Origin of the sequence: Cyanobium sp. Tous-M-B4, assembly GCF_024345395.1 — a bacterium.
In the GTDB taxonomy this organism is placed as follows: domain Bacteria; phylum Cyanobacteriota; class Cyanobacteriia; order PCC-6307; family Cyanobiaceae; genus Cyanobium_A.
The window spans coordinates 117,282-142,381 of the sequence record NZ_JAGQBA010000001.1 but is presented as its reverse complement, the minus strand read 5'-3'; the positions used below and the strand labels follow the sequence as shown (position 1 = coordinate 142,381).

Annotated in this window: 22 protein-coding genes; 12 read left to right on the top strand and 10 right to left on the bottom strand. The window is 65.2% G+C overall.

Translation table 11 applies throughout. The features are described from left to right. Nucleotides 1-228: 228 nt before the first annotated feature. Both KBY73_RS00740 and KBY73_RS00735 read left to right on the top strand, forming a co-directional pair. Nucleotides 229-501 (top strand): hypothetical protein, encoded by a 273-nt coding sequence (locus KBY73_RS00740; protein WP_106632938.1) that lies wholly within the window; start codon nt 229-231, stop codon nt 499-501. A gap of 36 nt (nt 502-537) precedes the next feature. Then, nucleotides 538-1,014, top strand: a complete 477-nt coding sequence (locus KBY73_RS00735) for a hypothetical protein (RefSeq protein WP_254935210.1) — start codon at nt 538-540, stop codon at nt 1,012-1,014. Nucleotides 1,015-1,027: 13 nt separating this feature from the next. On the opposite strand, the gene KBY73_RS00730 is transcribed toward KBY73_RS00735, so the two are convergent. Beyond that, nucleotides 1,028-3,550: a glycogen/starch/alpha-glucan phosphorylase gene (locus tag KBY73_RS00730; RefSeq protein ID WP_254935209.1), complete on the bottom strand. Its 2,523-nt coding sequence runs from the start codon at nt 3,548-3,550 to the stop codon at nt 1,028-1,030. Next, complete coding sequence (locus KBY73_RS00725; protein ID WP_254935599.1) at nt 3,547-5,982, bottom strand: phosphoketolase; 2,436 nt, start codon at nt 5,980-5,982, stop codon at nt 3,547-3,549. Before KBY73_RS00725 ends, KBY73_RS00730 begins: the two co-directional genes overlap by 4 nt. Nucleotides 5,983-6,097: 115 nt before the next feature. On the opposite strand from KBY73_RS00725, the gene KBY73_RS00720 reads away from it, so the two are divergent. Both KBY73_RS00720 and KBY73_RS00715 read left to right on the top strand, forming a co-directional pair. Beyond that, complete coding sequence (locus tag KBY73_RS00720) at nt 6,098-7,453, top strand: cation:proton antiporter (protein WP_254935208.1); 1,356 nt, start codon at nt 6,098-6,100, stop codon at nt 7,451-7,453. Beyond that, nucleotides 7,434-7,967 (top strand): isoprenylcysteine carboxylmethyltransferase family protein, encoded by a 534-nt coding sequence (locus tag KBY73_RS00715; RefSeq protein WP_254935207.1) that lies wholly within the window; start codon nt 7,434-7,436, stop codon nt 7,965-7,967. Before KBY73_RS00720 ends, KBY73_RS00715 begins: the two co-directional genes overlap by 20 nt. Here KBY73_RS00715 and KBY73_RS00710 read toward each other — a convergent pair. After that, nucleotides 7,927-8,274 (bottom strand): hypothetical protein, encoded by a 348-nt coding sequence (locus KBY73_RS00710; RefSeq protein ID WP_396096335.1) that lies wholly within the window; start codon nt 8,272-8,274, stop codon nt 7,927-7,929. The genes KBY73_RS00715 and KBY73_RS00710 overlap by 41 nt on opposite strands. A gap of 24 nt (nt 8,275-8,298) precedes the next feature. Between KBY73_RS00710 and KBY73_RS00705 the strand changes: the two genes are divergently transcribed. Further along, nucleotides 8,299-9,249 carry an alpha/beta fold hydrolase gene (locus KBY73_RS00705; RefSeq protein ID WP_261348969.1) on the top strand — a complete coding sequence of 317 codons (951 nt, stop codon included), beginning with the start codon at nt 8,299-8,301 and terminating at the stop codon, nt 9,247-9,249. Here KBY73_RS00705 and KBY73_RS00700 read toward each other — a convergent pair. After that, nucleotides 9,161-10,351, bottom strand: a complete 1,191-nt coding sequence (locus tag KBY73_RS00700; protein WP_261347105.1) for an FAD-binding oxidoreductase — start codon at nt 10,349-10,351, stop codon at nt 9,161-9,163. The two genes, KBY73_RS00705 and KBY73_RS00700, sit on opposite strands and share 89 nt — an antisense overlap. A 17-nt stretch (nt 10,352-10,368) precedes the next feature. On the opposite strand from KBY73_RS00700, the gene KBY73_RS00695 reads away from it, so the two are divergent. Beyond that, the gene (locus KBY73_RS00695) at nt 10,369-11,706 is read left to right on the top strand and encodes a four-carbon acid sugar kinase family protein (RefSeq protein WP_254935205.1); all 1,338 of its coding nucleotides are present in this window, start codon (nt 10,369-10,371) and stop codon (nt 11,704-11,706) included. On the opposite strand, the gene KBY73_RS00690 is transcribed toward KBY73_RS00695, so the two are convergent. Genes KBY73_RS00690 through KBY73_RS00680 form a run of 3 tightly spaced genes read right to left on the bottom strand, consistent with a single transcriptional unit; the run spans nt 11,703 to nt 15,828 of the window. Continuing rightward, the gene (locus KBY73_RS00690; protein ID WP_254935204.1) at nt 11,703-13,091 is read right to left on the bottom strand and encodes an APC family permease; all 1,389 of its coding nucleotides are present in this window, start codon (nt 13,089-13,091) and stop codon (nt 11,703-11,705) included. The genes KBY73_RS00695 and KBY73_RS00690 overlap by 4 nt on opposite strands. After that, nucleotides 13,088-14,386: a (Fe-S)-binding protein gene (locus KBY73_RS00685; RefSeq protein ID WP_254935203.1), complete on the bottom strand. Its 1,299-nt coding sequence runs from the start codon at nt 14,384-14,386 to the stop codon at nt 13,088-13,090. Before KBY73_RS00685 ends, KBY73_RS00690 begins: the two co-directional genes overlap by 4 nt. Continuing rightward, nucleotides 14,383-15,828, bottom strand: a complete 1,446-nt coding sequence (locus KBY73_RS00680; RefSeq protein ID WP_254935202.1) for an NADP-dependent isocitrate dehydrogenase — start codon at nt 15,826-15,828, stop codon at nt 14,383-14,385. The genes KBY73_RS00685 and KBY73_RS00680 overlap by 4 nt, the downstream gene beginning before the upstream one ends. Before the next feature lie 83 nt (nt 15,829-15,911). Here KBY73_RS00680 and KBY73_RS00675 point away from each other — a divergent pair, with 83 nt between their 5' ends. The 6 genes from KBY73_RS00675 (at nt 15,912) to kdsB (ending at nt 22,691) form a co-directional block, all read left to right on the top strand. Next, nucleotides 15,912-16,370, top strand: a complete 459-nt coding sequence (locus KBY73_RS00675) for a hypothetical protein (protein WP_254935201.1) — start codon at nt 15,912-15,914, stop codon at nt 16,368-16,370. A 77-nt stretch (nt 16,371-16,447) separates the two neighbouring features. After that, a complete protein-coding gene (locus tag KBY73_RS00670; protein WP_254935200.1) occupies nt 16,448-17,161 on the top strand; it encodes a heme oxygenase (biliverdin-producing) in 714 nt (237 codons plus the stop codon). A gap of 33 nt (nt 17,162-17,194) precedes the next feature. Further along, a complete protein-coding gene (locus KBY73_RS00665; RefSeq protein ID WP_254935199.1) occupies nt 17,195-18,244 on the top strand; it encodes a glycosyltransferase in 1,050 nt (349 codons plus the stop codon). Nucleotides 18,245-18,254: 10 nt separating this feature from the next. Further along, on the top strand, nt 18,255-20,651 hold the full coding sequence (locus KBY73_RS00660) for a UvrD-helicase domain-containing protein (RefSeq protein WP_254935198.1): 2,397 nt from the start codon (nt 18,255-18,257) through the stop codon (nt 20,649-20,651). After that, complete coding sequence (locus tag KBY73_RS00655) at nt 20,652-21,869, top strand: CCA tRNA nucleotidyltransferase (protein WP_254935197.1); 1,218 nt, start codon at nt 20,652-20,654, stop codon at nt 21,867-21,869. Between the two features lie 42 nt (nt 21,870-21,911). Further along, the gene (gene kdsB, locus KBY73_RS00650) at nt 21,912-22,691 is read left to right on the top strand and encodes a 3-deoxy-manno-octulosonate cytidylyltransferase (RefSeq protein WP_254935597.1); all 780 of its coding nucleotides are present in this window, start codon (nt 21,912-21,914) and stop codon (nt 22,689-22,691) included. Here the strand turns inward: kdsB and KBY73_RS00645 are convergent. Genes KBY73_RS00645 through KBY73_RS00635 form a run of 3 tightly spaced genes read right to left on the bottom strand, consistent with a single transcriptional unit; the run spans nt 22,688 to nt 25,100 of the window. Continuing rightward, on the bottom strand, nt 22,688-23,248 hold the full coding sequence (locus KBY73_RS00645; RefSeq protein ID WP_396096329.1) for a KdsC family phosphatase: 561 nt from the start codon (nt 23,246-23,248) through the stop codon (nt 22,688-22,690). The two genes, kdsB and KBY73_RS00645, sit on opposite strands and share 4 nt — an antisense overlap. Further along, on the bottom strand, nt 23,245-24,075 hold the full coding sequence (gene kdsA, locus KBY73_RS00640; RefSeq protein ID WP_254935196.1) for a 3-deoxy-8-phosphooctulonate synthase: 831 nt from the start codon (nt 24,073-24,075) through the stop codon (nt 23,245-23,247). Before kdsA ends, KBY73_RS00645 begins: the two co-directional genes overlap by 4 nt. Beyond that, nucleotides 24,072-25,100 carry an SIS domain-containing protein gene (locus tag KBY73_RS00635; protein ID WP_254935195.1) on the bottom strand — a complete coding sequence of 343 codons (1,029 nt, stop codon included), beginning with the start codon at nt 25,098-25,100 and terminating at the stop codon, nt 24,072-24,074. The genes kdsA and KBY73_RS00635 overlap by 4 nt, the downstream gene beginning before the upstream one ends.

The window sequence follows — 25,100 nt, the reverse complement described above, 5'->3', positions numbered from 1 at the left end:
TATGGCAAGTAGTTTCTTTTCGTTGATTGTCAAGTCCCGTCAATCTGCCCTTGGTTGGCCTGGCAGAAGAGGGACTTGTCGTTTTGTCCTGTCTGTGGCCGTAATGGGCCGGATGGTTGATCTTCAAGCTGTGCATCGCTGTCTTCCATGCCCGGTAGCGAGCGCTACAGGTGGTGCCCTACCTATTCGCAGCACCGGGGCTAGCGTGGTCCTAGTCGTTTGACCGCGATGACTCAGCTTCACGATCTGCGTCTGCGTCTGCTGGTGCAGCAGGAGAGCGAACGCATCGCCGATAGCCAGCCCGATGAGCTCGACCTTTCGGTGGTTCAAGCCCGCTGCCTTTGCTGGCTGGCCCTGCTAGCTGAGGCTCACGAGGAGCAGGCCACCGACGCTGAGCGTAGTGGTGATACCGAGCAAGCCATGGGCTGGTTTGCCGATTCGATGCGGCTGCGCGACGTAATCAACGTGGTGACCTCGATCGAGATCCCCTTGGCGGCTTGAGTGCCATGATGGGGACTGAGATCAAAAGGGAGTGCGGTGCCAGAAGAGCCCTGCCAATGCCCTGATTGCCAGCGGTTCTATCGGGAACATGACCGATTGATCCGTGAAAATCCCACCCTGCGCCAGCAGCAGGAGCTTAATTGGGCTGCGCTGCAATCTTTTCGCACCCTGGCAGGCCGGGTGATGGAAGAGTTGCAGAAGCAGCAGGAGGCAACAGAAGCCGCCAGTCAGGCCAATGCTGCCCCTGGCGGCCAAGGAGCAGGTACAGGGGCTGTTGAGGATCAGGGCGCTGAGCCCGATGCCTTCCAGCAGGCCATGGCGGATTTGGAGAATATCAATGCCCACCTCTTCTCCATAGAGGCCCTGATGGAGCGCATCTTTGATGTGCGGGTGCCCGATGAGGTCGAGCAAAAGTTTCGGGAAGTGGCCGGTGAGCTGGCCCCTGATCCGCTTAATGCCGATCGCCTAAGGCTGAATCGGCTGCTCCACCAAACTCCAGACCTGCCCGGTTAGACCATCTCCCTGCTCAGTCCAGCTCGCAGGTGATCGTGACCGGGAAGCTTTCGGCTTTCCAGATCCGCTCTGCGTAGTCGCGGATTGAGCGATCTGAAGAGAAGAAGCCACTGCGGGCTGAATTCAGCAACGACATGCGATTCCAGCGACCCCTGTCGGCCCAGGCCAGGTCGACCTCGGACTGGGCCCGCAGATAGTCGTTGAAGTCGGTCAGCACGAAGAAGGGATCCCGGCCGGTGAGGTTTTGCAGCAGCGGTCTAAATAGGTCGCCGTCACCATTACTGAAGTGGCCCTGCTCCACCAGTCGCAGGATCTCGGCCAACTCGGGCATTCCCCCGATCAGCTCCCAGGGGCAATAACCCGACTGGTGCAGTTCGGAGATCTCCTCAGCGGTCTTGCCAAACAGGAAGAAGTTCTCCGCCCCCACCTGTTCGCGAATTTCCACGTTGGCGCCATCGAGCGTCCCGATGGTCAGCGCCCCATTCATGGCGAACTTCATGTTGCCGGTGCCGGAGGCTTCCTTGCCGGCGGTGGAGATCTGCTCCGAGAGATCGGAGGCGGGATAAACCCGCTCACCCAGCTTGACGTTGTAGTCGGCTAGGAAGATCACCCGCAGCCGGCCCTCCATGTCGGGGTCGGCATTGATCGTTTCGGCGATGCCGTTGATGAAACGAATAATGAGCTTGGCCATGTAATAGCCCGGTGCTGCCTTGCCGCCGAAGATCACCGTGCGCGGGGCCATACCCTCGGCCTGACCATTCTTGATGCGCAGGTACTGGGCTACTACCTGCAGGGCATTGAGGTGCTGGCGCTTGTATTCATGGATCCGCTTCACCTGAACATCGAACAGGGAGGTGGGATCGACCAGCACACCCGTGTGGCGATGGATGTAATTACTCAGCTGGCCCTTAACGCCCAGCTTGGTGGCCTCCCAGCGCTCGAGGAAGCTGCTGTCATCGACGAATTGCTCTAGGCGGCGCAGCTCATCGAGATGGTTAATCCAGCCTGGGCCAATCGATTCATTCAGCAGGGCCGACAGCTGGGGATTGGCCAGGGCCACCCAGCGCCTCGGGGTGACGCCGTTGGTGACATTGGTGAATTTCTCGGGCCACAGGGCCGCGAATTCAGGAAACAGCTCGGTTTTGACTAATTCGCTGTGCAGGGCTGCTACGCCGTTGACGTGGTGGGAAGCAACGGTGGCCAGATTGGCCATACGGACTGCCTTATCGCCCTCCTCATCGATGATCGAGACCTTGCGCAGGATCTGCTCGTTGCCCGGATATTTCAGGCGCACCTGTTGCAAGAAGCGGCGGTTGATCTCGTAGATAAGCTCCAGGTGGCGGGGTAGCAGGGAGCCAAATAGCCCCAAGCCCCACTTCTCGAGGGCTTCCGGCAGCAGGGTGTGATTGGTGTAAGAAAGAGAGCGGCTGGTGATGTTCCAGGCGACCTCCCAGTCCAGGTGCTTGTCATCGAGTAGCAGGCGCATCAGCTCTGCCACGGCGATGGCCGGGTGGGTGTCGTTTAGCTGCACCGCCCAGTGATCGGGGAAATCCGTGATTGGGATGCCGCGGGCATCGAGGTTGCGGATCATGTCCTGGAGGGAGCAGCTCACGAAGAAGTGCTGCTGCTTTAGGCGCAGACGCCGACCCTCATCTGTGCCGTCGTTGGGATAGAGCACCTTGGAGAGGGTCTCGGAGCCCACCTTCTCCTCTACGGCGCCGTAGTAGTCGCCGCTGTTAAAGGCATAGAAGTCGAAGGATTCGGCGGCATCGGCTCGCCATAACCGCAGCCGGTCGCAGGTGTTGACCCGGTAGCCCAGCACCGGCACGTCGTGGGGAATGCCGATGGCGTGCTCTGTCGGAATCCAGCGCACCCGGTAGGTGCCGTGCTCATCGCGGTAGCTCTCAGTGTGGCCGCCGAAGCCCACGAAGCAGGCTTGATCGGGGTGGGGCAGCTCCCAGGGCCAGCCGCTCTTGAGCCACTTGTCGGTGATCTCAACCTGCCAGCCATCGCGGATCAGCTGGTCAAAAATGCCGAATTCGTAGCGGATGCCGTAGCCGGTGGCCGGGATTTCCAGCGAGGCCAGCGACTCCAGGAAGCAGGCCGCCAGCCGACCCAGGCCTCCGTTGCCCAGGCCAGGCTCCTCCTCAACATCGAGGATCTCGTTGATGTCGTTGATGCCGAAACGGCGCAGGGCTTCCGCCGCTTCCTGCTGGATGCCCAGCATCAACAGGTTGTTGCCCAGTTGGGGCCCGATCAGAAATTCAGCGGAGAGGTAGGCCACCACTCGAGTCGGGGTGGCACTGAGCGCCTCAATGCCAGCCAAGTATCGGGTCATCAGCCGGTCGCGCACCGCGTAGCTGAGGGCCATGTAAAGGTCGTGGCGGCTGGCCGTGGGGGCGAGCTTGCCGAGCGTGTAAAAAAGGTGTTCGGTCATGCCGTCGAACACGTTTTCCGCGGTCAGACCACTGCGATCTGGGTCGGCGTAGCAGCCCGGGGTGGGCAGACGCAGGTTGCTGGGTTGGAGGTCGCTCATTGGAGTAATTCTCCCGCATGGGCCGCTGTAGGCAGTGGGTTCCATCGCCAGTTGGTGACATCCTCCGCATCCATGCCGTGCTCATGGGCGTGGGCCCGGTTGGCCAAGATCGCCTCCTTCATGCGCTCTTTGACGTGGGCAGCGCGGGATCCCAGGCCCGCAACCCGGTCAATCACATCAATAACCAAGTTGAAACGGTCGATCTGATTGTTCATCGCCAGCTCCAGAGGGGTGTTGATGTTTCCTTTCTCCTTATATCCGCGCACATGGAAGTTGACGTGGTTGGTGCGGTGGTAGGTGAGTCGGTGGATTAGCCAAGGGTAGCCGTGAAAATTGAAGATCACCGGTTGGTTTGTGGTGAACAGGCTGTCGAAGTCCCGGTCGCTGAGGCCGTGGGGGTGTTCGCTCGGAGTGGTGAGAGCAAACAGCTTCACTACATTGAGCACTCGGATTTTTAGGCTCGGGATTTCACGCCGCAGAATTTCAACCGCGGCCAGGGTTTCCTTGGTAGGGATGTCGCCCGCGCAGGCCATCACCACATCAGGCTCATCTGGTTCAGTGCCGCACTCGTCGTTGCTCGCCCAGCTCCATAGGCCGATGCCCTTGGCCACGTGGGCCCGGGCCTGCTCGAGAGTTAGATATTGCAGGTGTTTCTGTTTGTCAGAAACGATGATGTTGCACACGTTCGTTTCCTGTAGCGCCTGTTCAGCTACAGCCAGCAGGCTGTTGGCATCGGCCGGCAGGTAGACGCGCACCACCTCGCCACTCTTGTTGCCGGCGAGATCGATGAAGCCAGGGTCTTGGTGGGTGAAGCCGTTGTGGTCTTGGCGCCACACTGTGCTGGAGATCAGGCAGTTCCAGGGGGAAATCGGTGCGCGCCAGGGGGCGTGGTGAATGCAGGATTCCAGCCACTTGGCGTGTTGGTTGAACATCGAGGCAATCACATGGGCGAAGGCCTCATAGGTGTGGAAAAAACCATGGCGGCCGGTGAGTAGGTAGCCCTCCATCATTCCCACCAAGGTGTGTTCGCTCAACATCTCGACAACGCGGCCGCTGCGGGAGAGCTCGCTGCCGTTGAGGTCTTCCGGCAGAAATTCCTCCATCCACACCTTTTTGCTGACCTCGTAGATGGCTTGCAGCCGGTTGGAGGCGGTTTCATCCGGTCCGAACACGCGCACGGAATTGGGGTTCAGGGCAATGGCATCGCGCAGCAGCTCCCCCAGGGGAGCGGTGTTTTCGGCCTCGTGCCTGCCCGGCTGCTCGACGGGCACGGCATAGTTTTTGATCGGCGGCAGGTGCAGGCGGCGGCGCAGCAGCCCTCCATTGGCATGGGGATTGGAGCCCATGCGGCGTTGGCCAATGGGCGAGAGGGCGCGCAGCTCGGCGATCAGGCTCCCCTGTCCATCGAAGAGTTCGCCGGGGCGGTAGCTATGCAGCCAGGCCTCGAGTTGCACTAGCTGGGCCGGGTCTCGCTTGGGATCGGGCAGGGGCACTTGGTGGCTGCGCCAGAAGCCTTCCAACTTTTTGCCATTCAGCTCCGCCGGCCCTGTCCAGCCTTTAGGCGATCGCAACACGATCATGGGCCAACGGGGCCGGCTGACGTTGCTGGGATCGCCGCTGCGGCGGGCCTCCGCCTGCACCTCTTGAATGCGGTTTATGGCGCTGTCCATGGCGGCTGCCATGGCTTGGTGCATCGCCATCGGCTCGCTGCCTTCCACAAACAGGGGCTCCCAGCCGTAGCCCCGCATCAAGCTGGCGAGCTCCTCCCTGGGGATGCGGGCCAGCAGGGTGGGGTTGGCGATTTTGTAGCCGTTGAGGTGCAACACCGGCAGCACGGCGCCGTCGGATGCGGGGTTGAGGAACTTGTTGATGTGCCAGCTGGTGGCCAAGGGCCCGGTTTCCGCTTCGCCATCGCCGACGCAGGCCAGGGCGATCAGGCTGGGGTTGTCGAACACCGCCCCGCAGGCGTGGGAGAGCACGTAGCCCAGCTCGCCGCCCTCATGGATTGAGCCAGGGGTTTCCGGTGTGCAGTGGCTACCGATGTGGCCGGGGAAGGAAAACTGCTTAAGGAAGCGCTGCATGCCGGCAGCATCCGTCGACTTGTCGGGATAGATCTCGCTGTAGGAGCCATCGAGGTAGGTGGGTGCCAGTACCCCAGGGGCGCCATGGCCCGGGCCCGACAGATAAATCATGTCGAGGTCGTGGGACCGGATCACCCGGTTGGCATGGGCCCAGATAAAGGATTGACCCGGGCTCGAGCCCCAATGCCCCAGCAGCCGACTTTTGATGTGGGCAGGTTGGAGCGGTTCGCTCAGCAGGGGGTTGTCCTGCAGGTAGATCATCCCCACCGCTAAGTAGTTGGCGGCCCGCCACCAAGCATCAAGACGCTGCAGTTGCTCTGCCATTGTCCGCGTCCTCTGCTCAATATTCAGACCGTAGCGATGGTTGCCAAATCCAAACCCCAGGGCCAAATAGAGATCAGTGTCCAAACACCTTGGCGCGGGCGGCTTAAGGTCGCGCCTCCCACTACCGCGCACCCACTTTTCCATGGTTCTGCCAGCGCTTTTGCTTGAAATCGGCAGTCACCAAGCCGAAGTTGCTGAAACCCTGATTTCGGTGGGCGAGTTTCTGGTGATCTTCGTGGCGGCCAGGCTGCTGGCGGAGCTGATGGTGCGGGTGCAGCTGCCCACGATCCTGGGGGAGCTGGTAGCTGGCGTTCTGATTGGCGTTTCCGGCCTGCATTTGATCGTGCCGCCCGAAACCCAGGTCCAACTCAGCAGTTGGGGCTTGGGCTTGCTCAGCTCTCTGGCCGATCTCTCACCGGAAAAGGTGCAGGAGATCTACGCCGAGACCTTCCCGAATCTGCAAGCGGTCTCCCAGATCGGTCTGTTTGCCCTGTTGTTTCTCACCGGACTGGAAAGCGAGCTCGATGAGCTGGTAGCGGTGGGTGCCCAGGCCACCACCGTTGCCGTAACTGGGGTGGTGCTTCCCTTTGCCCTAGGCACTGCGGGCCTTTATTACATCTTCCATGTGCCCCTGATTCCGTCGATCTTCGCCGGTGCGGCGATGACTGCCACCAGCATCGGCATCACCGCCAGCGTGTTTGGTGAGTTGAAGTTTCTGCGCACCCGCGAGGGTCAGACGGTTATCGGCGCGGCCGTGCTCGACGACATTCTTGGCATCGTGATCCTTGCGGTGGTGGTGAGCCTGGCTGGCGGCGAGGGCTTCACCGTGCGCCCGATCCTGAAGTTGGTTGCGGCGGCAGCTGTGTTTGTGGCGGCGGCCCTGTTCCTGAGCCGCACTGCTGCTCCTGGGTTCGACTGGCTGCTCGATCAGCTCAAGGCCCCTGGCGAAGTGGTCGTGGCGGCTTTCGTGGTGTTGTCGCTCTGCTGTTTTGTGGCCCAGGCGATCGGCCTAGAAGCCGCTCTTGGCGCTTTCGCTGCAGGCTTAATTCTCAGCTCTTCTAAGCACACCCATGCGATCCAGGACACCGTTAAGCCCCTAGTTGCCCTGTTTGCCACGATCTTCTTTGTGCTGATTGGCACCGGTATGGATCTGTCGGTGCTCAATCCGCTGAACCCTGAAAACCGGGAGGGATTGATCGTGGCGGCCTTTCTGCTCACCGTGGCGATTGCCGGCAAGGTGGCAACCGGCTGGAGCTATTTCAGTAAGGAGAAAACCAACCGGTTGGTGGTGGGTTTGGGGATGATGCCTCGCGGCGAGGTGGGCTTGATTTTTCTTGGCCTGGGTACCCAGGCTGGGCTGCTTACCAAGCCGCTGGAGGCCGCAATCTTGCTGATGGTGATCGGCACCACCTTCCTGGCGCCGATCCTGCTCAGACTGGTGCTGGGTGGCAGCGCTGGAGGTCCGGATCTTGATCCACTTGCCGAAATTCCAACCTGAGCGCTGGGGCCTGAGTTGGGGGGGCTGGCTAGACAACCGCCACGGTGAGTGGTGGCTGCTCGCCCAGCTGGCCCTGATTGCTGCCCACCTGCTGCCGCCTTGGCCTGCCCCGGGCGCCTGGGGTTATGCCTGGCCCCTGCCCCTAGCCCTGGCTGGCGCCCTTTTGCTGCTGCTCGGGCTGGTGCTGGCGGTCCAGGCGTTCTGGGGGCTGGGCTCCAGCCTTACGCCCCTGCCTGATCCGATTCCTGGTGCCCCATTGGTGACAAGCGGGCCCTACGGCCGTTGCCGTCACCCCCTTTATCAAGCGGTGCTGTTTTGTTCCCTGGGGGTGAGTTTGGCCCTGGGCAGCCTGCTGCATCTGGCCTTGCTGCTGGCCCTGGTGGCCGTGCTGGGCGGAAAGGCGCGCCGCGAGGAGCGGGCCCTTGAGCTGGCCTATCCCGATTACGCCACCTACCGGGCCCGCACACCGGCAATCATTCCCCGTCTTCCCTGGCTCGACTGGCGAGTGCTGTGAACAGGCCCCAGCCGGCGGCGATCAGGCCGAGGCTGCTGGCCCAGTCGGGGCCCAGGGCCCAGCTCAGGCCCAGGTCGGCCAGCACCCCGATGGCCAGGGCCAGCAGCAAGCTGCTAATCACCAACATCACCTGCTGGACAGGGCTCGGCAGGGAGCCCGCGGCCAGGGCTTCCTCCAGGCGCCCCAGGGGGCCGCTCAAGGGGAGGTACAGAGCTAGGGCCCACAGGGCGATCCCCGGCAGGAAGGGGCTCCAGTCAGGGCTGGTGAGGGGCAATGGCGTGCCGCAGATCTCCCTAGCATCGACCACCCTGGACACATCAAGGTGGCTTCCTTGTCTGTACCCCAGCCCTGGAGCTACGCCGGCCATCCAGTGCACGCCATCGCAGCGGCGCCGGCTGAGCCCGAGGGCCCCGCGATCCTGCTGGTGCATGGCTTCGGCGCCTCCACCGATCACTGGCGCCACAACATTCCCGTGCTGGCCCAGCGCCATGAGGTGCACGCCATCGACCTGCTGGGTTTCGGTCGCAGCGCCAAGCCGGCTGAGCTTGCCTACGGCGGCCCCCTCTGGCGCGACCAGCTGGCCGCCTATGTGCACGAGCGCATCGGCCGGCCGACGGTGCTGGCGGGCAATTCCCTTGGCGGTTTTTCAGCCTTGGCGGCTGGCGCTGCCTTGGGGGACCAGGCGGCCGGGGTGGTGCTGCTGAATGCGGCAGGGCCGTTCAGCGATGAGCAGGCGCCGCCTAAGGGCTGGGGAGCGATCACCCGCCAGACCATTGCGGGAGCCCTGCTCAAAAGTCCGGTGCTGCAGCGGTTGTTGTTTGAAAATTTGCGCCGGCCGGCCACGATTCGCCGCACCCTCAACCAGGTGTATGTCGACAAGACCAACGTCGATGAAGCCTTGGTGGAGGCGATCCGGCGGCCGTCGCTGGATCCGGGGGCTTTCGGTGTCTTCCGCACCGTGTTTGATATCCCCCGCGGCCAGCCCCTCGATGAGTTGTTTGTCCAGCTGACATGTCCGTTGCTGTTGCTCTGGGGCATCCGCGACCCCTGGATCAACGCCGTGGGCCGGCGGGCTGCTTTCCAGCGCCATGCTCCTGCAGGCACCAGCGAAGTGGTGCTCGAGGCGGGTCACTGTCCCCACGACGAGGTGCCAGATCAGGTGAATGCTGCCCTGCTCGACTGGATCGCCGGCCTTAGCTCCGGGGCGGCTCCACTCCAGGCAGATTCACTCCCGGCAGGCGACCGCGCGACAGTTGCTGCTTCGGGTCAAACTGCCGTTTGATCGCTTCGATCAGGGGCCGCGATGGGGCATCCAGCCAGGCTGGCAGTTTGCTGCTGGCCGGCTGGCGTAGCACCGTCAGGTAGCCGCCACCCTGCTGGCAATAGCGCCTGAGCGCCTCCACCTTGTAGGTAGGTAGGGCTGAGGCAGTTGCCCAGGCGATACCTAGGCCACTGCCAGCCCCCAGGACCACCGGCAAGCCGGCCAGGGCTGGATCTTTGAGCAGGGCAGTCGCCTGGTTGGGGCGCACCGCCAGCCGCAGCAACCAGTCGCTGGACCCAGTTTCAGACCCTTGGCTTTGGCCTACCAGGCTTGCGAGTTGGGCAGGTTCAAGAGTTTTGGCCGTGATTGCCAAGGGAGCAGCCTTGGCGGCGATGCAGCCGATTTGCTCATTGAGAGTGAGGGCGTTGATGCTGGCCAGGCTGATCAGCAGTCCGGTGCCGTCTTCTTGGGGGGCAGGGGGGCGCCACCAGTCGATCCGCTCCGGGCTGAGGCTTGAGCCCAGCAGCCAGGCGGCCAGTTGGCCGAGGGCTTCGAGCGGCCCCTCCAGCTTCAGGCCGCGCCGCTGGGGCGGCTCCGGCATGGTGCGCAGCGTGAGGCTGCTGATCAGGCCTAAGGACCCCCAGCTGCCCGCCATCAAGCGCATCAGGTCGTAGCCGGCCACGTTTTTCACCACCTTGCCCCCGGCCCGGGCGCGGGTGCCGTCGCTGCGGATCAATTCCAGGCCAATGATCTGGTCGCGCACGCCCAGGTAGCGCTGGCGCAGACCTCCGGCCAGGCCCCTGGCCACCAAGCCGCCCAGGCTGCCGCTGGCTTGGCCGCTCATGCCACTGCCCCAGGGCCAGTCAACGGCTAGCCATTGCCTGTGGCGGGCCAGTTCGGCTTGCAATTCGACCAGGGGCGTGCCGGCTAGGGCCGTCACAGTGAAATCGCCAGGGCTGTGTTCAACGATGCCGCTCAGCCGCCTACAGCTCACGGTGGCGCTGGCGCCCACAACTGGTGGCCCCCAGTTGAGTCGGCTGCCCAGGCCCGCGGGTTGCCAGGGCGCAGCCTGCTGGTGCAGCTCGCGCACCAGCTCCTGCAGCTCCCTGGGCTCCGGAGTCATCACGGCACGATGGTGCCATGGCCGCCTCCTCCAAAATCATCGTCATCGACGATGACCCCACCGGCTCCCAGACGGTGCACAGCTGCCCGCTGCTGCTGCGCTGGGATGCCGCCACCTTGGCGGAGGGGCTGCGGCACCCTTCGCCACTGCTGTTTCTGCTGGCTAACACCCGGGCCCTAGCGCCGGAAGCGGCCGCGGAGCGGGTGCGCCAGATCTGCCGGGCCCTGGCTGCGGCCCTGCCCCTGGCAGGCATTGAGCGTTGGTGGCTGGTGAGTCGCGGCGACTCCACCTTGCGGGGCCACTTTCCTTTGGAGGTGGAGGTGATAACGGCCGAGCTCGGCCCCTTTGCGGCCACCTTGTTGATCCCGGCTTTTTTTGAGGGGGGACGCACCACCGTGGAGGGGGTGCATCGCCTGCACGGCCAGCCCGTGCACGAAACCGCCTTCGCCCGCGACCGCCTGTTTGGCTACGCCAGCAGCGATCTACCGGTTTGGGTGGAGGAAAAAAGTGGGGGCCGTATCGCCGCTCACCAGGTCCAGCGTCTGACGGGCGCCGAGTTGGATTACGCCCTAAGCGATGGCGGCCAGGCCCTGGCGGAGCGATTTGCGGCCCTAGATGGCGGGCCTGTGGTGGCCGTTGACGGGGAGCGACCTGAGCAATTGGCCGCCCTGGCCCAGGTGGTGCGCCAGGCCTGGCCGCGGGCGGTGCTTTCCCAGTCGGCGGCCAGTTGGATCCAGGCCTTAGCGGCTTTGCCGCCCCAGCCCCTGGCTGGAGCTGCCCTGGCCCGGTTGCGCCGCCCCAAGCCAGGGCTGGTGCTGGTGGGCTCCCACGTGCCTTTGGCTGATGCCCAGCTTACCCAGCTGCTGACGGAGCCCCGCTGCGTGGGGCTGGAGCTGCCCGTCGCCAAGCTGGCGCGGCTGCTGGAAGGCCCCCTGCCGGAGCCCCTGCTGGCTTCCCTGGAGGCCGACTGGTTGGTTCAGTTGCGGCGGGTGCTGGCTCAGGAGCAAACGCCGGTGCTGTACACCAGCCGGGGTGAGCTCCAGTGCTCATCAGTGGCGCAGCGCCGCCGCTTAGGCGACGCTCTGGCGGCGCTGATGGCCCGGTTGGCTGCTGCCCTGGCCCCCCAGCTGGGTTATCTGATCAGCAAGGGGGGCATCACCACCCACACCCTGCTGGCCGATGGTCTGGCTCTGGCGGCTGTCGAGTTGCAAGGCCAGCTGCTGCCGGGGCTTTCCTTAGTGCTGGCTGATCTGCCAGAGCCTCTGCCGGTGCTCACCTTCCCTGGCAACCTCGGTGATGGGGACACGCTGCAGCTGGCCTGGCGCTGGATGGAGGGCTTGGAAAGCGCGGATTAATTCGTCTCCTCGGCTAGGGGTCGTCGCTCCGCCAACAGGCAGACGCCGTAGCCCATGGCCACCAGGGCTAGGGCGGCAAGGCTGCTTAGCCAGTCGTTGGCCGTACTGCCGATCAGGAAGGCCAGGGACACCGCCGTGATCAGTAGGGGGGACACGGGGTAGCCCCAGGTGAGAAAGGGGCGGGGCAGCTCCGGCTCCCGCTGGCGCAGGGTCACCAGGGAGGCAATGCCCGCCAGCGGCAGGCTCACGTAGAACACGGCGCCCATGGTCAGCAGCCGCTCGAAGGAGCCGGCCAGCACTAGGGCCGCGGCGGCCGTACTGGTGAGCAGCAGGGCCGCGCTCGGGGTGCCGCCCCCGTTCACTTGGGCAACAAAGCTCGGCAGCAGGCCGTCGCGGCTGAGGCCAAACAAAATCCGTGGGGCGGCCATCACCACGGTGTTGATCAGGCCTAGCAGGGACACAAGCGCTAACGCGGTGATCAGCAGGCCACCCAGCGGTCCAGCCAGGGCCCGTGCCGCGTCCGCGGCCGGCAGGCGTGCGCTGGCCAGCTGGGCGATGGGCAGCACATGCAGCAGGGCCAGGTTGATCAGCAGATAAAGCACCAGCACCGCCAGTACCCCGCCGATCAGGGAGCGGGGTAGATCTCGCCCCGGCTCGCTGAATTCTTCAGCGAAATAAACGGGGCTGGCCCAGCCGTCGTAGGTGGTGATCACTGCCTGTAGGGCCAGTACCACTGCCAGGCTCAGGCTCCGCCAGCCCGCGATCGCCATGGGCGCAGGCGGTGATAGCGCGATAGGGGGCGCCGCCTGGATGGGCAGCAGGAAGCACGCCGCCACTAGGGCCAGAAAGGCCACCGCCTTGGCGAGGCTGAGTAATTCCTGGCTGGCGCTGCCGGCCCGCATGCCCCGTAGCTGAATCAGGCTGAACAGGCCGATGGCCAGCAGCGCCAGGATTCGGACCGTGTAGGGCTCCTGGGGGATCGCGGCGGGCAGCAGGGCCTGGCCGTATTCCCCCACTGTGGTGGCTACCCAGGCCAGGCCGATGCAGTGGGCCAGCCAGTCGGTCCAGCCCACCAGAAAGCCCACTCGCTTGCCGAAGGCTCGCTCGGCGTAGACGTACCAACCGCCGGCCTTTGGCAAGGCTGCCGCCAATTCGGCAACGCACACCGCCCCCAGCAGGGCATAGAGCCCGCCGGCCAGCCAGGCGGCCAGCACCAGCTCCGCCGAGGGCAATTGGGCTGCCACCAGGCCCGGAGTGCGCAGGATGCCGGCCCCGATCGTGCCGCCCACGGCACCGGCCAAGCCAAAACCAACTCCCAGAATGTTCAGCAGGCGGCCTTTAGGGGCCTTGTTGATTGGCGGCTGGTCGGGGATGGGTTGGCTCAACCCCTGTAGCTCTGCTCCAGCAACTGCATCGGATGCAGCACCGGGATTGGCTGGGGCAGCTCCTGCAGGTGGCGCCGGATCTGCAGGCTGCAGCCGATGTTGGCGCTAACAGCGAGCTCGGCACCGGTGCCAGCTAGGTCTTTGGCCTTGAGCTGGCCAAGGGCGGCGGCCTCCTCAGGCTGCACCAAGTTGTAGATGCCGGCGCTGCCGCAGCACACTCCCGCTTCCGTCGCTTCGCGCAGCTGGATGTGGGGGATGGCATTGAGCAGGGCCCGGGGCTGGCTGCTGATGCCCTGGCCATGCAGCATGTGGCAGGCGTCGTGATAAGCCAGTTGGAGCGGGCGTTTGGCGCTGGCTGGCTCGCCGTCAGCGTGGCTCAGGGGCTTGAGGGCGGCGAGGAATGGCTGGCTTAGACCGAGCTCGGCTAAGAATTCCTGTATGTCCGCGACCGGGGCAGAGAAGCTGCTGCCGGTGAGCCGCCCGTAGGCCTTCATGGTGTGGCCGCAACCGGAGGCTGCCACCAATACGGCGTCGAGAGGCTCGGCTCCGGCGGGCTTGCCTGGGCCCACTACGGCCTCAAAGCTTTGGATTAAGCCGATTGCCAGCTCGTTGGTCTGGCTGAGTTCCCCCTGGTGGTGGGTCACGGCGCCGCAGCAACCCTGGGCTGGCGGGATCACTACCTCGATGCCGTTGGCGCTCAGCACCTGCACGGCGGCCTGATTCACGGCTGGATCAAATAAACGCTGCACACAACCCAGCACCAGCCCTACCCGGGCGCGGCGAGGACCCTGGGCGGGCACTACTAGGGGGAAGTCGTCGCGGAAGCCAGCCGGCACTAAGGGAGGTAGCAGCTGATCGAGGGCCTCCAGTTGGGGGCCGAACAGGCGGGTGAGCCCACTGCGGCGGGCCAGGGCCTGCAGGGGGGTGCCGGCGTAAAGGCGCAGCGGCGTGAGCAGGGCCCGAAGCCGCGCAGGGTAGGGAAGCAGGGCAAACAGCAGCTTGCGAAATGCTTGCTGGGCGGAGCTGCGCAGTTCCGGGGCGTTGAGCTGGGGGCGCGTCGCCTCGATCATTTGGTCGTAGCGCACCCCTGAAGGACAGGCGGTCACGCAAGCGAGACAGCCCAGGCAACTGTCGAAGTGTTTCGCCACGGTGGCGTCGAGGCTCAGTTCACCGTTGGCGATCGCCTTGAGGGTGTAGATGCGGCCCCGGGGTGAATCCATCTCCGTTCCCAGCACCCGGTAGCTGGCGCAGGTGGGCAGGCAGAAGCCGCAGTGCACGCAGGGGTCGGTGTTCATCCGCCGAAGTGGCGGATCACAGCATCAGCAAAGCCACTGCAGCTCACCGGCTCCACGGGAGGCTCCATCAGGCGGGCTAGGTCGTAGGTCACCTCGCCATTGGCGATGGCGGCGCTCAGGCCCGCGGTGATTAGGTCGGCGGCCTCCTGCCAGCCCATGAACTCGAGCATCATCACGCCGCTGAGGATTACTGAGCCGGGGTTGATGCGATCGAGGCCGGCATGCTTGGGAGCGGTGCCGTGGGTGGCCTCGAAGATCGCAGCGTTGTCGCCGATGTTGGCGCCGGGGGCCATGCCCAGGCCTCCCACCACGGCTGCGGCCGCATCGGAGATGTAGTCGCCGTTGAGGTTGAGGGTGGCGAGGATCGAGTAGTCGGCGGGGCGGGTTTGGATCTGCTGGAAGATGCTGTCGGCGATGCGGTCGTCAACAAGCACCATCTGCTTCCACTTACCACCGCCGTGGCTGGTGCCGATGGTATCGAGCACGCCCTGCACCTCGGCATCAATGGCGGCTTTCTTCTCGGGGGTGAGGCTGTCGTAGCCGGGCTCGATCATGCGGGCATTGGCCTCGATGCTCAGGCCGGGATCCTTTTCGAGGTTGCCGAGAATCCAGCTTTCCCGCTCGGTGATGCAGACATCGCGGAATTCCGTGCTGGCCAGTTCGTAGCCCCAGTCGCGGAAGGCACCCTCGGTGAATTTCATGATGTTGCCCTTGTGCACCAGGGTCACGTGGCGCTTGTCGCCCTCTAGGCGCAGTGCGTGCTGGATCGCCTTGCGGATGTGGCGCTGGCTGCCGTGCTTACTCACGGGCTTGATGCCGATGCCGGAGCCCGCTGGGATCTGGCGCTGTCCCAGCTTGCCGTTGGCTGGGATCACCACCTCATTGAGGTGCTTGATCAGATCGAGGCACACCGGATCGCCCGCTTCCCACTCGATCCCCATATAGATGTCTTCGGTGTTTTCGCGGTACACGATCACATCCAGGTCTTGAGGGCGCTTGTGGGGGCTGGGGGTGCCCTCGTAGTAGCGGCAGGGGCGCACGCAGCAGTAGAGATCGAAGATCTGGCGCAGGGCCACGTTGAGGGAGCGAATGCCGCCGCCGATCGGTGTGGTGAGGGGCCCCTTGATCGCCACGCCGAACTGCTTGATGGCGCTCAGGGTGTCTTCCGGCAGGTATTGATAGGTGCCGTAGAGGTCGCAGGCCTCGTCGCCGGCGTACACCTTGAACCACTCAATGCGGCGCTCACCGCCGTAGGCCTGGGCCACCGCCGCATCCAGCACTTTCTGGGTGGCGGGCCAGATGTCTACGCCCGTGCCATCACCGCGGATGAAGGGAACAATCGGATCGTTGGGCACGATCGGCTGACCATTTTCGAAGCGAATTGCGGTGCCGTTGGCAGGGGCGGTGAGCTTCTCAAAGCTGGCGGCGCTAGGGGTTGCCATGGGCTGTTACGGACCTGTTCGGCCTGAGCGGTGCGGCGAGCCTAGGTTTCAGGCATGTTGCGGTTCTGCTCAGGGGAAACGGCATGAATGCCGCCGATCAGGCCCGATCCCTGGAACTTGCCCAGGCAATCGCTGCGGCGGCGAGCCTGTTTCGCGTCCACTTCCCCGATGCCCGAGCCAACCTCACCCCCTGGCGCGACGACGCTCTGACCCGTGCCTTTGCCGAGCAGGAGAGCCTGGATCTCTCCTTTCATCTACCGGGTTGGAGTCCGCGCAGCCAGTGCCGCTCCTTTCTGGTGCAGCTGCGCCTGGACGGGGCCCCGGGGCGGAGCAGGCCTGAACGCCCTCGCCTGCTGGGGGTGACGATCCGGGGCCTCACCTACGAGAGCGAGCGCTGGCGGCTGGCCACCGTGGGCGACTGGCAGCCGTCGGGTAGTCATCTGCCACAGGCCGAGGTGGCGCAGAAGTTGCAGCAGTTTTCCCGGGAGCTGTTTGATCTCTTCGGTGGCGCCGAGCAGGCCGATCAGAACCTGGCGGCGTAACCCTTCGCAACCTTGCCAGGCGCCCCGGTAAAACTCCCGCCTAACTTGGCGCCTCGCCCGTATCAAGCCCCTGTCAGATGGCCGTCGCCCTTGCTTCCCAATTGCGTGAAGGCACCAAAAAGGCGCACACGATGGCGGAGAACACCGGCTTCGTGAGCTGCTTCCTCAAGGGGGTGGTGGATAAGGCCAGCTACCGCACCCTGGTGGCCGACCTTTATTTCGTGTACTCCGCCATGGAGGAGGAGTTTGGCCGGCTTAGGGAGCATCCGGTGGTGGGTCCGGTGGCCTTTCCTGAGCTCAACCGGCGCGAAAGTCTCGAGCAGGACCTTGCCTTTTACTTCGGTGGCGACTGGCGCAATGCGGTCCAACCCACCCCTGGCGCCCAGCAATACGTTGAGCGTCTGCACCAGGTGGCGCGGGAGTGCCCGGAGCTGCTGGTGGGTCACCACTACACCCGCTACATAGGTGATCTTTCCGGCGGCCAGATCCTCAAGAACATCGCCCAGAAGGCCATGAGCCTGGGCGAGCACGATGGCCTGCGTTTCTACGAATTCGCGTCTATCCCCGATGAGAAGGCCTTCAAGGCCAACTACCGCACCACCCTCGACGCCCTGCCAATCGACCAGGCCATGGCCGATCGCATTGTGGAGGAGGCCAACCACGCCTTCCACCTCAACATGACCATGTTCCAGGAACTGGAAGGCAATCTGATCGCCGCCATTGGCAAGGTGCTGTTTGGCTTCCTTACACGCCGTCAGCGTTCGGGCAGCACGGAAGTGGCGGCGGCCTGAGCCAGAGTTGGCGGGCCGCAGCCTCTGAGCGTCTTGCGCCCCCTTCGCTTTTTGGTGCCAGGCACCAGCGGTCGCTACCGCTGCGGCGGCCTGCTGGTGGAGCAGCAGACGGCCCGGCTGCTGGCCGAACTGGTGCCAACGGAACTGGTTACCTATCGGCAGCGGGAGCCCGGATTGCCCTACCTGGACGATCTGCTCCGGGCTGAACCCCTAGGCAGCCCGGCCGCTACTGCCGCCCTGTGGATCGTGAGCTGGGGTTTTGATGTGCCGTGCCAGTTGCGGGCCTTGCGGGGCCGGCCGGTGGCATATCACGCCCATAGCAGCGGCTACGGCTTCCGCTTGCCCCCCGGGGTGCCGGTGCTGGCGGTGAGTCGCAACACCCTGGGCTACTGGGGCCAATGGGCCAGCCGCAATCCGCTGTTCCTGGTGCCCAACGCCCTGGAGGCCAGTTGGATCGCCCGCGGTGATCGCCCCCACAACTTCGGCGCTGAGCCGGCGCCGGGCGGCCGCTCGATCGATGTGCTGATCCAGCGGCGCAAGACCAGCACCTACGTGCTGGAGCAGCTGGTGCCAGCCCTGCGGGCCCGGGGGCTCACGGTGCTGCTGCAGGACGGCTGGGTGGAGGATCTGGTGGGGCTGTTCAACAGCGCCAAGGTGGTGGTTTACGACTCCGCCGACCACTGGCGCTGCAGTGGGGTGAGCGAGGGCTTTGGTCTGCCGCCGATCGAGGCCCTGGCCTGTGGCTGCGTGCTGTTCAGCAGCCTTAACCACGCCCTGGCTGACAACCTCGACCCCGGGGGCCTGGCCCACCAGATCGGCATGGGCAGCCTGGCCGCCGACGGGGAGCGGATCGCTGCGGCGGTGGCCGATCCAGCCTCCTGGCTGCCTGCTCCGCGCCGCTTGGAAGAGTTGCTTGGTGAGCTCAGTGAACCGCGGCTGCGCCAGCGCTGGCGCCAGGCTCTAGAGGCGATCAACATCCACATCGATCGGCTGCAGGCCGGTGAGCCGCCACTGAGGCCCCCTTCCCTGCTCCAGCTGCGCTTGGAGCGCTGGCGGCAGAGGTTGGCCCGTCGCCTTGCCTAGGGTCTCAGGAATGAGTGCATTTCTCGCCGGCCTCAACGACGCCCAGCGCAAGGCGGTGGACCACCACACAGGTCCGCTGCTGGTGGTGGCCGGTGCGGGCAGCGGCAAAACCCGCGCCCTCACCCACCGCATCGCCCACCTGATCGGCCACCACGGCGCCGATCCGGCCCATCTGCTCGCGGTCACCTTCACCAATAAGGCGGCCCGCGAGATGAAGGAGCGGCTGGAGCTGCTGCTGGCTCAGAAGCTGGCCCAGAGCCAGTTTGGCCAGCCCTGGAGCACCCTGCCGGCGGTGGAGCAGCGCCAGCTGCGCTCGCGCATCTACCGCGAGGTGATCAAGGAGCTGTGGATCGGTACGTTCCACGCCCTGTTCGCCCGGCTGCTGCGCTTCGATATCGACAAGTTCAAGGATCCCGAAGGCCTCAGTTGGACGCGCCAGTTCTCGATCTACGACGAGAACGACGTGCAGAGCCTGATCAAGGAGATCGTCACCCAGGAGCTGCAGCTAGATCCCAAGCGCTTTGAGCCCAAGAAGGTGCGCTGGGCGATCAGCAACGCCAAGAACCAGGGCTGGATGCCCGAGCAGCTGGAAGCCGATGCCGGCGGCCAGCGGGGTCGGTTGATGGCGGAGACCTACCGGCGCTACCGGCGCGCCCTGGCCGCCAACAACGCCCTCGATTTCGATGATCTGCTGCTGCTGCCGGTGCAGCTGCTGCGTCAGAACGAGCAGGTCCGCGACTACTGGCACCGGCGCTTCCGCCATGTGCTGGTGGATGAATACCAGGACACCAACCGCACCCAGTACGACCTGATCAAGCTGCTGGTGACCAACGGTCGTGAACCCTCCGACTACGACGACTGGGACGGGCGCTCGGTGTTTGTGGTGGGTGACGCGGACCAGAGCATCTACAGCTTCCGCGCCGCCGATTTCACGATCCTGATGGGCTTTCAGGACGACTTCGGTGATGGGGCCGCCAGTGAGACGACCGCCACGATGGTGAAGCTGGAGGAGAACTACCGCTCCACCGCCACGATCCTGGAGGCGGCCAATGCCCTGATCGCCCACAACTCCGAGCGGATCGACAAGGTGCTGCGGCCCACCCGAGGCGAGGGTGAATTGATCTCCCTCACCCGCTGCGATGACGAGATCGCCGAGGCCGAGGCGGTGGTGCATCGCATGCGCATGCTCGAGGCCGCCCACCCCGATCTCAGCTGGGGCGATATGGCGGTGCTGTATCGCACCAATGCCCAGTCGCGGGCGATGGAGGAGTCGCTGGTGCGCTGGGGCATCCCATACATCGTGGTGGGGGGGCTGCGCTTCTACGACCGCCGTGAGATCAAGGATGTACTCGCCTACCTCAAGCTGTTGGTGAACCCCGCCGACACCGTGAGCCTGTTGCGGGTGCTCAATACCCCCAAGCGCGGCATCGGTAAAACCACGATCGAGCGACTCACCGACGCTTCCAACCAGCTTGGCATTCCCCTCTGGGAAGTGGTGCGTGATGCTGAAGCAGTGCGTTCTTTGGGCGGCCGCTCGGCCAAGGGGTTGCTGCAGTTTTGCGAGCTGATTAACGGCTTGCAGGCCTGCGCTCAAGACATCGCCCCTTCTGAACTGGTGCAGCGGGTGATGGAGCAGAGCGGCTATGTGGCCGAGTTGATCACCGAAGGCACCGATGAAGCGGAAGACCGGCGCCGCAACCTCAATGAGCTGGTGAATGCCGCCTTGCAATACCAGGAGGAAAACGAGGAGGGCTCCCTGGAGGATTTCCTGGCCTCAGCCGCCCTGGCCAGCGACGCTGACAGCAAGGACACTGAGCAGGACCGGGTCACCCTGATGACCCTGCATGCCAGTAAGGGCTTGGAATTTCCGGTGGTGTACCTGGTGGGCATGGAGCAGGGTCTCTTCCCCAGCTATCGCTCCTTGGAAGACCCCTCTGCTCTCGAGGAGGAGCGCCGCCTCTGCTACGTGGGCCTCACCCGGGCTAAGGAGCGGCTGTTTCTCTCCCATGCCAGTGAGCGGCGGCTTTGGGGTGGCATGCGCGAGCCAGCGGTGCCCTCGGTGTTTCTTTCGGAGCTGCCCAGCGCCCTGATCCAGGGGGACATTCCCCATAGCGGTGGAGCTTCCATTCGCCGTGAGCAGCGCCTGGAGCGGCTCACCCGCGTGGATCGCGAGGATTCACGCCAGGTGGCCGGTGGCGGTGCGGCCGGTGCTCCCGCCAATGCGGTGCGGCGCCGGGCGGCTGCCAAAACCTGGGCGGTGGGGGACCGGCTGCGCCACAGCAGCTTTGGCGAAGGTCAGGTGACCCACCTGTTTGGCAGTGGTGAGAAGGTGTCGATTGCCGTGAAATTTCAGGGGATGGGGCCCAAAATCCTTGACCCGCGTCTGGCGCCGATCGAGCCGGTCTAGGTGGAAATCCCCGGCATTCCAGCGCCCCTGCTGACAGCCCTGAGCCGGGCAGGGGTTCGGCCGGTGGCATTGGTCGGTGGGGCGGTGCGGGATTTGTTGCTGCACCGGCTGCACAACGATCCCTGGCGGGGGCTGCCCGATCTTGACCTGGTGGTGCAGGGCCGGGCTTCAGAGCTGGTTAAGGAGCTGGCTGGCCAGCTGGGCGAGGCTGTGGTGCAGCGCTGCCAGGAGCATGGCGCTTACGGCACCGTTGAGCTCGAACTCAATTTGGACGGCCAGCAGGTGCTGCTGGATGTGGCCACCGCCCGCTGCGAGACCTACCCGGTGCCAGCCGAAAATCCTCAGGTGAGCTTCGGCTCTCTGGCCGATGATCTGGCCAGGCGTGATTTCAGCATCAACGCCATGGCCTTGGATCTGGTCAGTGGCACCCTGCTCGATCCCCATGGAGGCCAGGCGGATCTGGGGCTGCGCCAGCTTCGCTTTTTGCATCACGGCAGCGTTCGCGACGATCCCACCCGGCTGGTGCGCGGTGCCCGCTATGCGGCGCGGCTAGGTCTGGAGCTTGAGGCGCTGAGCGCCGAGCAGGCGGCGGCCACCCTGGCCCAGTGGCCTTGGCCTTGGCGCCAGGGTGATCCGCCGGCTGAGGCGCCGTCAGCCCTGGGCACGCGCCTGCGGATGGAGTTGGAGTTGCTGCTGGAGCGCGAGCCCTGGCCGGCGGCGCTGGGGGCCCTGCAGCGCTGGGGCGCTCTGGCGCTGCTTGATCCGGCGCTGCAGGCGGATACCCAGTGGTCGCGGCGGTTGCGCTGGGCTGCTCGGCTGGGGTTGCCGCTGCTGGTGGCCCTGGTGGCGGGAGCGCGCCAGCCCCTTGCCCTGGCGGAGCGGCTGCAGTTGCCCCACCGCCAGCACCGCCTGCTGGCGCAATGGTTGGAGTTGCGGCGCCGGCTGGTGGAGCACCAGCTCGAGGGATCTCCGGCGCTGCCCGAGCACTGGTGCGCCCTGCTGGAGGCTTCTGGTTGCAGTCCAGAAGCGGTGGCCCTGGCCCTGGCCTGTGGCAGCGGCCCGCGCCGGCCCCTGCTGCGCTGGCTGCTGCGCTGGCGCCAGGTCAAGGCCGAGCTCACCGCCGCCGACCTGCTGGCTGCTGGCATGAGGCAAGGCCCCGAGTTGGGCCAGCGGCTGCGCCAGTTGCGGGCCGAGCGGCTGCGCTTGGAGCGGATCTGAGCGCCGCAGACCCCTCGTTAGCGTGGCGGGATGACTGACCAGATGTCCGTTCCCCGAGTGGTGGTGGCCGTACCGGCCCGGCTGGAATCGGCGCGGCTGCCCGGCAAGCTGCTCGCCGATATTGCCGGCAAGCCCATGCTCCAGCATGTGTTGGAGCGCTGCCGGCAGGCCCAGGGTGTGGCGGCCGTGGTGGTGTGCACAGACAGCGACCAGGTGCGCGCTGTTGCCGAAGGCTGGGGCTTCCCGGTGCTGATGACCTCGCCTGATTGCAGCTCCGGCAGTGAACGCCTGGCCAGCGTGGTGGCGGAGCTGGTGGCCGCTGCGGGGGGTGCGGCATCTGATTTTGACCAAACCCTGGTGATCAACGTCCAGGGCGACCAGCCGCTGCTGGATCCGGCGATTATCGAGGCGATGGCGGCTGAGTTTGCCCAGCTGCAGCGGCCGCCGGTGCTCACGCCCGTCTATCCCCTCACAGCCGACAAGTTGCACGATCCCAATGTGGTGAAGGTGCTGCGGGCCCGCGACGGCCGCGCCATCACCTTCTCCCGCAGTGCCCTGCCCCATTTGCGCGGGGTGCCGCCGGAGCAGTGGGCCCAGCACACCACCTATTGGGGCCATGTGGGCCTCTATGGCTATCGGGCCGACGTGTTGGTGGGCTGGGCGGCCCTGCCCCATTCCCGGCTCGAAGACCTGGAGAAGTTGGAGCAGCTGCGGCTTATCGACGCCGGTATCCCCCTGCTCACCTACGAGGTGGCGCAGGACTGCCTCTCGGTGGATACCCCGGAGCAGCTGGAGCAGGCCCGCGCCCTAGCCGGCGCCTAGGCGTTGCCGTCTCGCCAGCCCTCGCGGTTGAGGCTTTGCAACAGCCCCCGCTGCAGCAGCAGGGCTTCAGCTAGTTCACGCACGGCCCCATCCCCCCCCCGGCGGCGCAGCACCCAGTCGGCCTGGCGGCGCAGGCCGCGGGCGCCGTCGGCGGGGCAGATCAGCAGACCCGTAGCCGGGCGCACTGTTAGGTCGTTGAGGTCGTCGCCGATGAAGGCGGTTTGCTGGCGCTCCAGCTGCAGGTTGGCCTGGAGCTGGCGTAGGGCGCTGAGCTTGTCGCCGACGCCCACCAGACAGTGATTGACGTGAAGATGCCGGGCCCGCTGCTCGATGGCGCCGCTGCGCCCGCCGCTGAGAAAGGCCACCTCAATGCCTGCTCGCTGCAGCATCCGGATCGCCAGGCCGTCGCGCACGTCGAAGCGCTTCACCACCTGGCCCTGCTCGTCGTAGTGCAAGCCGCCATCGGTGAGGACACCGTCAACATCACAAACCAGCAATTCAATCGCTGCAAGATTCCGGCGCCGCAGCAGGGTTCGTTGCAGCAGCTGGCGGATCACAGGCTGCTTGGGGCCACACCCGCTGCCACTACTTGACGCAGGGCCAGCAGCTGGCTGAGCAGGGCCTCGAGCCGGTGCAGCGGCACCATGTTCGGCCCGTCGCTCAGGGCGTTGTCGGGGTCTGGATGGGTCTCCATGAACAAACCGTCCACCCCCACGGCGACGGCAGCTCTGGCAAGTGGTGCCACAAACTCCCGCTGCCCGCCGGTGCTGGTGCCACGACCGCCGGGCTGCTGCACGGCGTGGGTGGCATCGAAGATCACCGGGCAACCCAGGGCTTGGAGCTGGGGGAAGCTGCGGTAATCAACCACAAGGGCGTTGTAGCCAAAACTGGTGCCTCGCTCGGTGAGCCAAAGGCGGCCGCTGGCGGGATCTAGCCCGCATTCCTGCATTTTGTTCACCACCTGGGCCATGTCCCAGGGCGCCAGAAACTGCCCCTTTTTGACGTTTACCACCTTGCTGGTGCCGGCCACTGCCTTGGCGGCGGCTTCGAGCAGGTCGGTCTGACGGCAGAGAAAGGCGGGGATCTGCAGCACATCCACGGCCTGGGCCGCCGCCGCCGCCTGACAGCTCTCGTGGATGTCGGTGAGCACGGGCACCCCGAAGCTCTGGCCCACCTCCTGGAGGATCTTCAACCCCTCATCGGGGCCCGGGCCGCGAAACGACTTGCCGGAGCTGCGGTTGGCTTTGTCGAAGCTGGCTTTGAAGATGTAGCGGATGCCGACGCGAGCGCAGATCGTGCTCACTTGCTCGGCGATCTGCAGCACCAGATCGCGGCTTTCGATTACACAGGGCCCGGCGATCAAGGTGAAGGGAATGGCCGTCATGGGCGCTCCGCGGCGGTACTGCTGAACCCAGCCTGCACCAGATCGTGCAGCCGCAACAGGCCAAGCAGCTGGTGAGGTTGGGAGGGCTCCACAACTGGCAGCACCGAAATGGCTTTACGGGGATTGCGTTCCATCAGCTCTAAGGCTGCGACTGCAAGTGTTTGGGGCGTAACCGTGATCGGGTCAGCAGTGGCCATGGCGTCGGCGCGGATGGTGGCCCAGCTGGCCGGGTCATGGTGCTGCAGGGTGCGACGCAGGTCTCCGTCCGTGATCAGCCCGGCCATCAGTTCGGGGTTCGCGCTGGCTCGCACCCAGGCAGCCCCAAGACTGCCTTTGCCGTTGCTGCCTTCGGTGAGCCGCCCTATCACCTCAGCCAGGGGTGCCTCGGGAGAGAGCCCGTCCAGAGCTGTTGCCGGCACCATCAGATCGGCCACGGTGAGGGTGAGCTGGCGGCCGAGGGAGCCGGCTGGATGGTTGATGGCGAAGTCTTCGGGCGATATGCCTGCCCGCTCCATCCACACTGCCGCTAGGGCGTCGCCAATCGCCATAGCTACCGCCGTGCTGGCTGTGGGAGCCAGGTTCAGCGGGCAAACCTCCCGATCCACCGAGCTATCCAGCACCACGTCGCAGCCATTAGCCAGGCTGGACTCCAGACGCCCCACTAGGGCGATCAGGGCCGTGCCGCGGCGGCGCAGGTGGGGCAGGATCGCTAGCAACTCTTCGGTTTCACCGCTGTTGGAGAGCAGCAGGGCGACGTCGTCGGCAGCCACGATGCCGAGATCGCCGTGCAGGGCATCGACCGGATTGAGAAATACGGCCGTAAGGCCGATAGAGGAAAAGGTGGCCGCAATTTTGCGGGCGACTATGCCGCTCTTGCCCACACCCGTAAGTACAAGCTTGGCGCGGCGTTGGCGGCACCCCTCCAGCAGCTCCAGGGCTGCTTCCACCTGTTCGCTGCTGAGGCGCTGGGCGGCGGCGGCAATGGCAGCTGCTTCTTCTTCCAGGCAGCGGGTAAGGGCAGACAA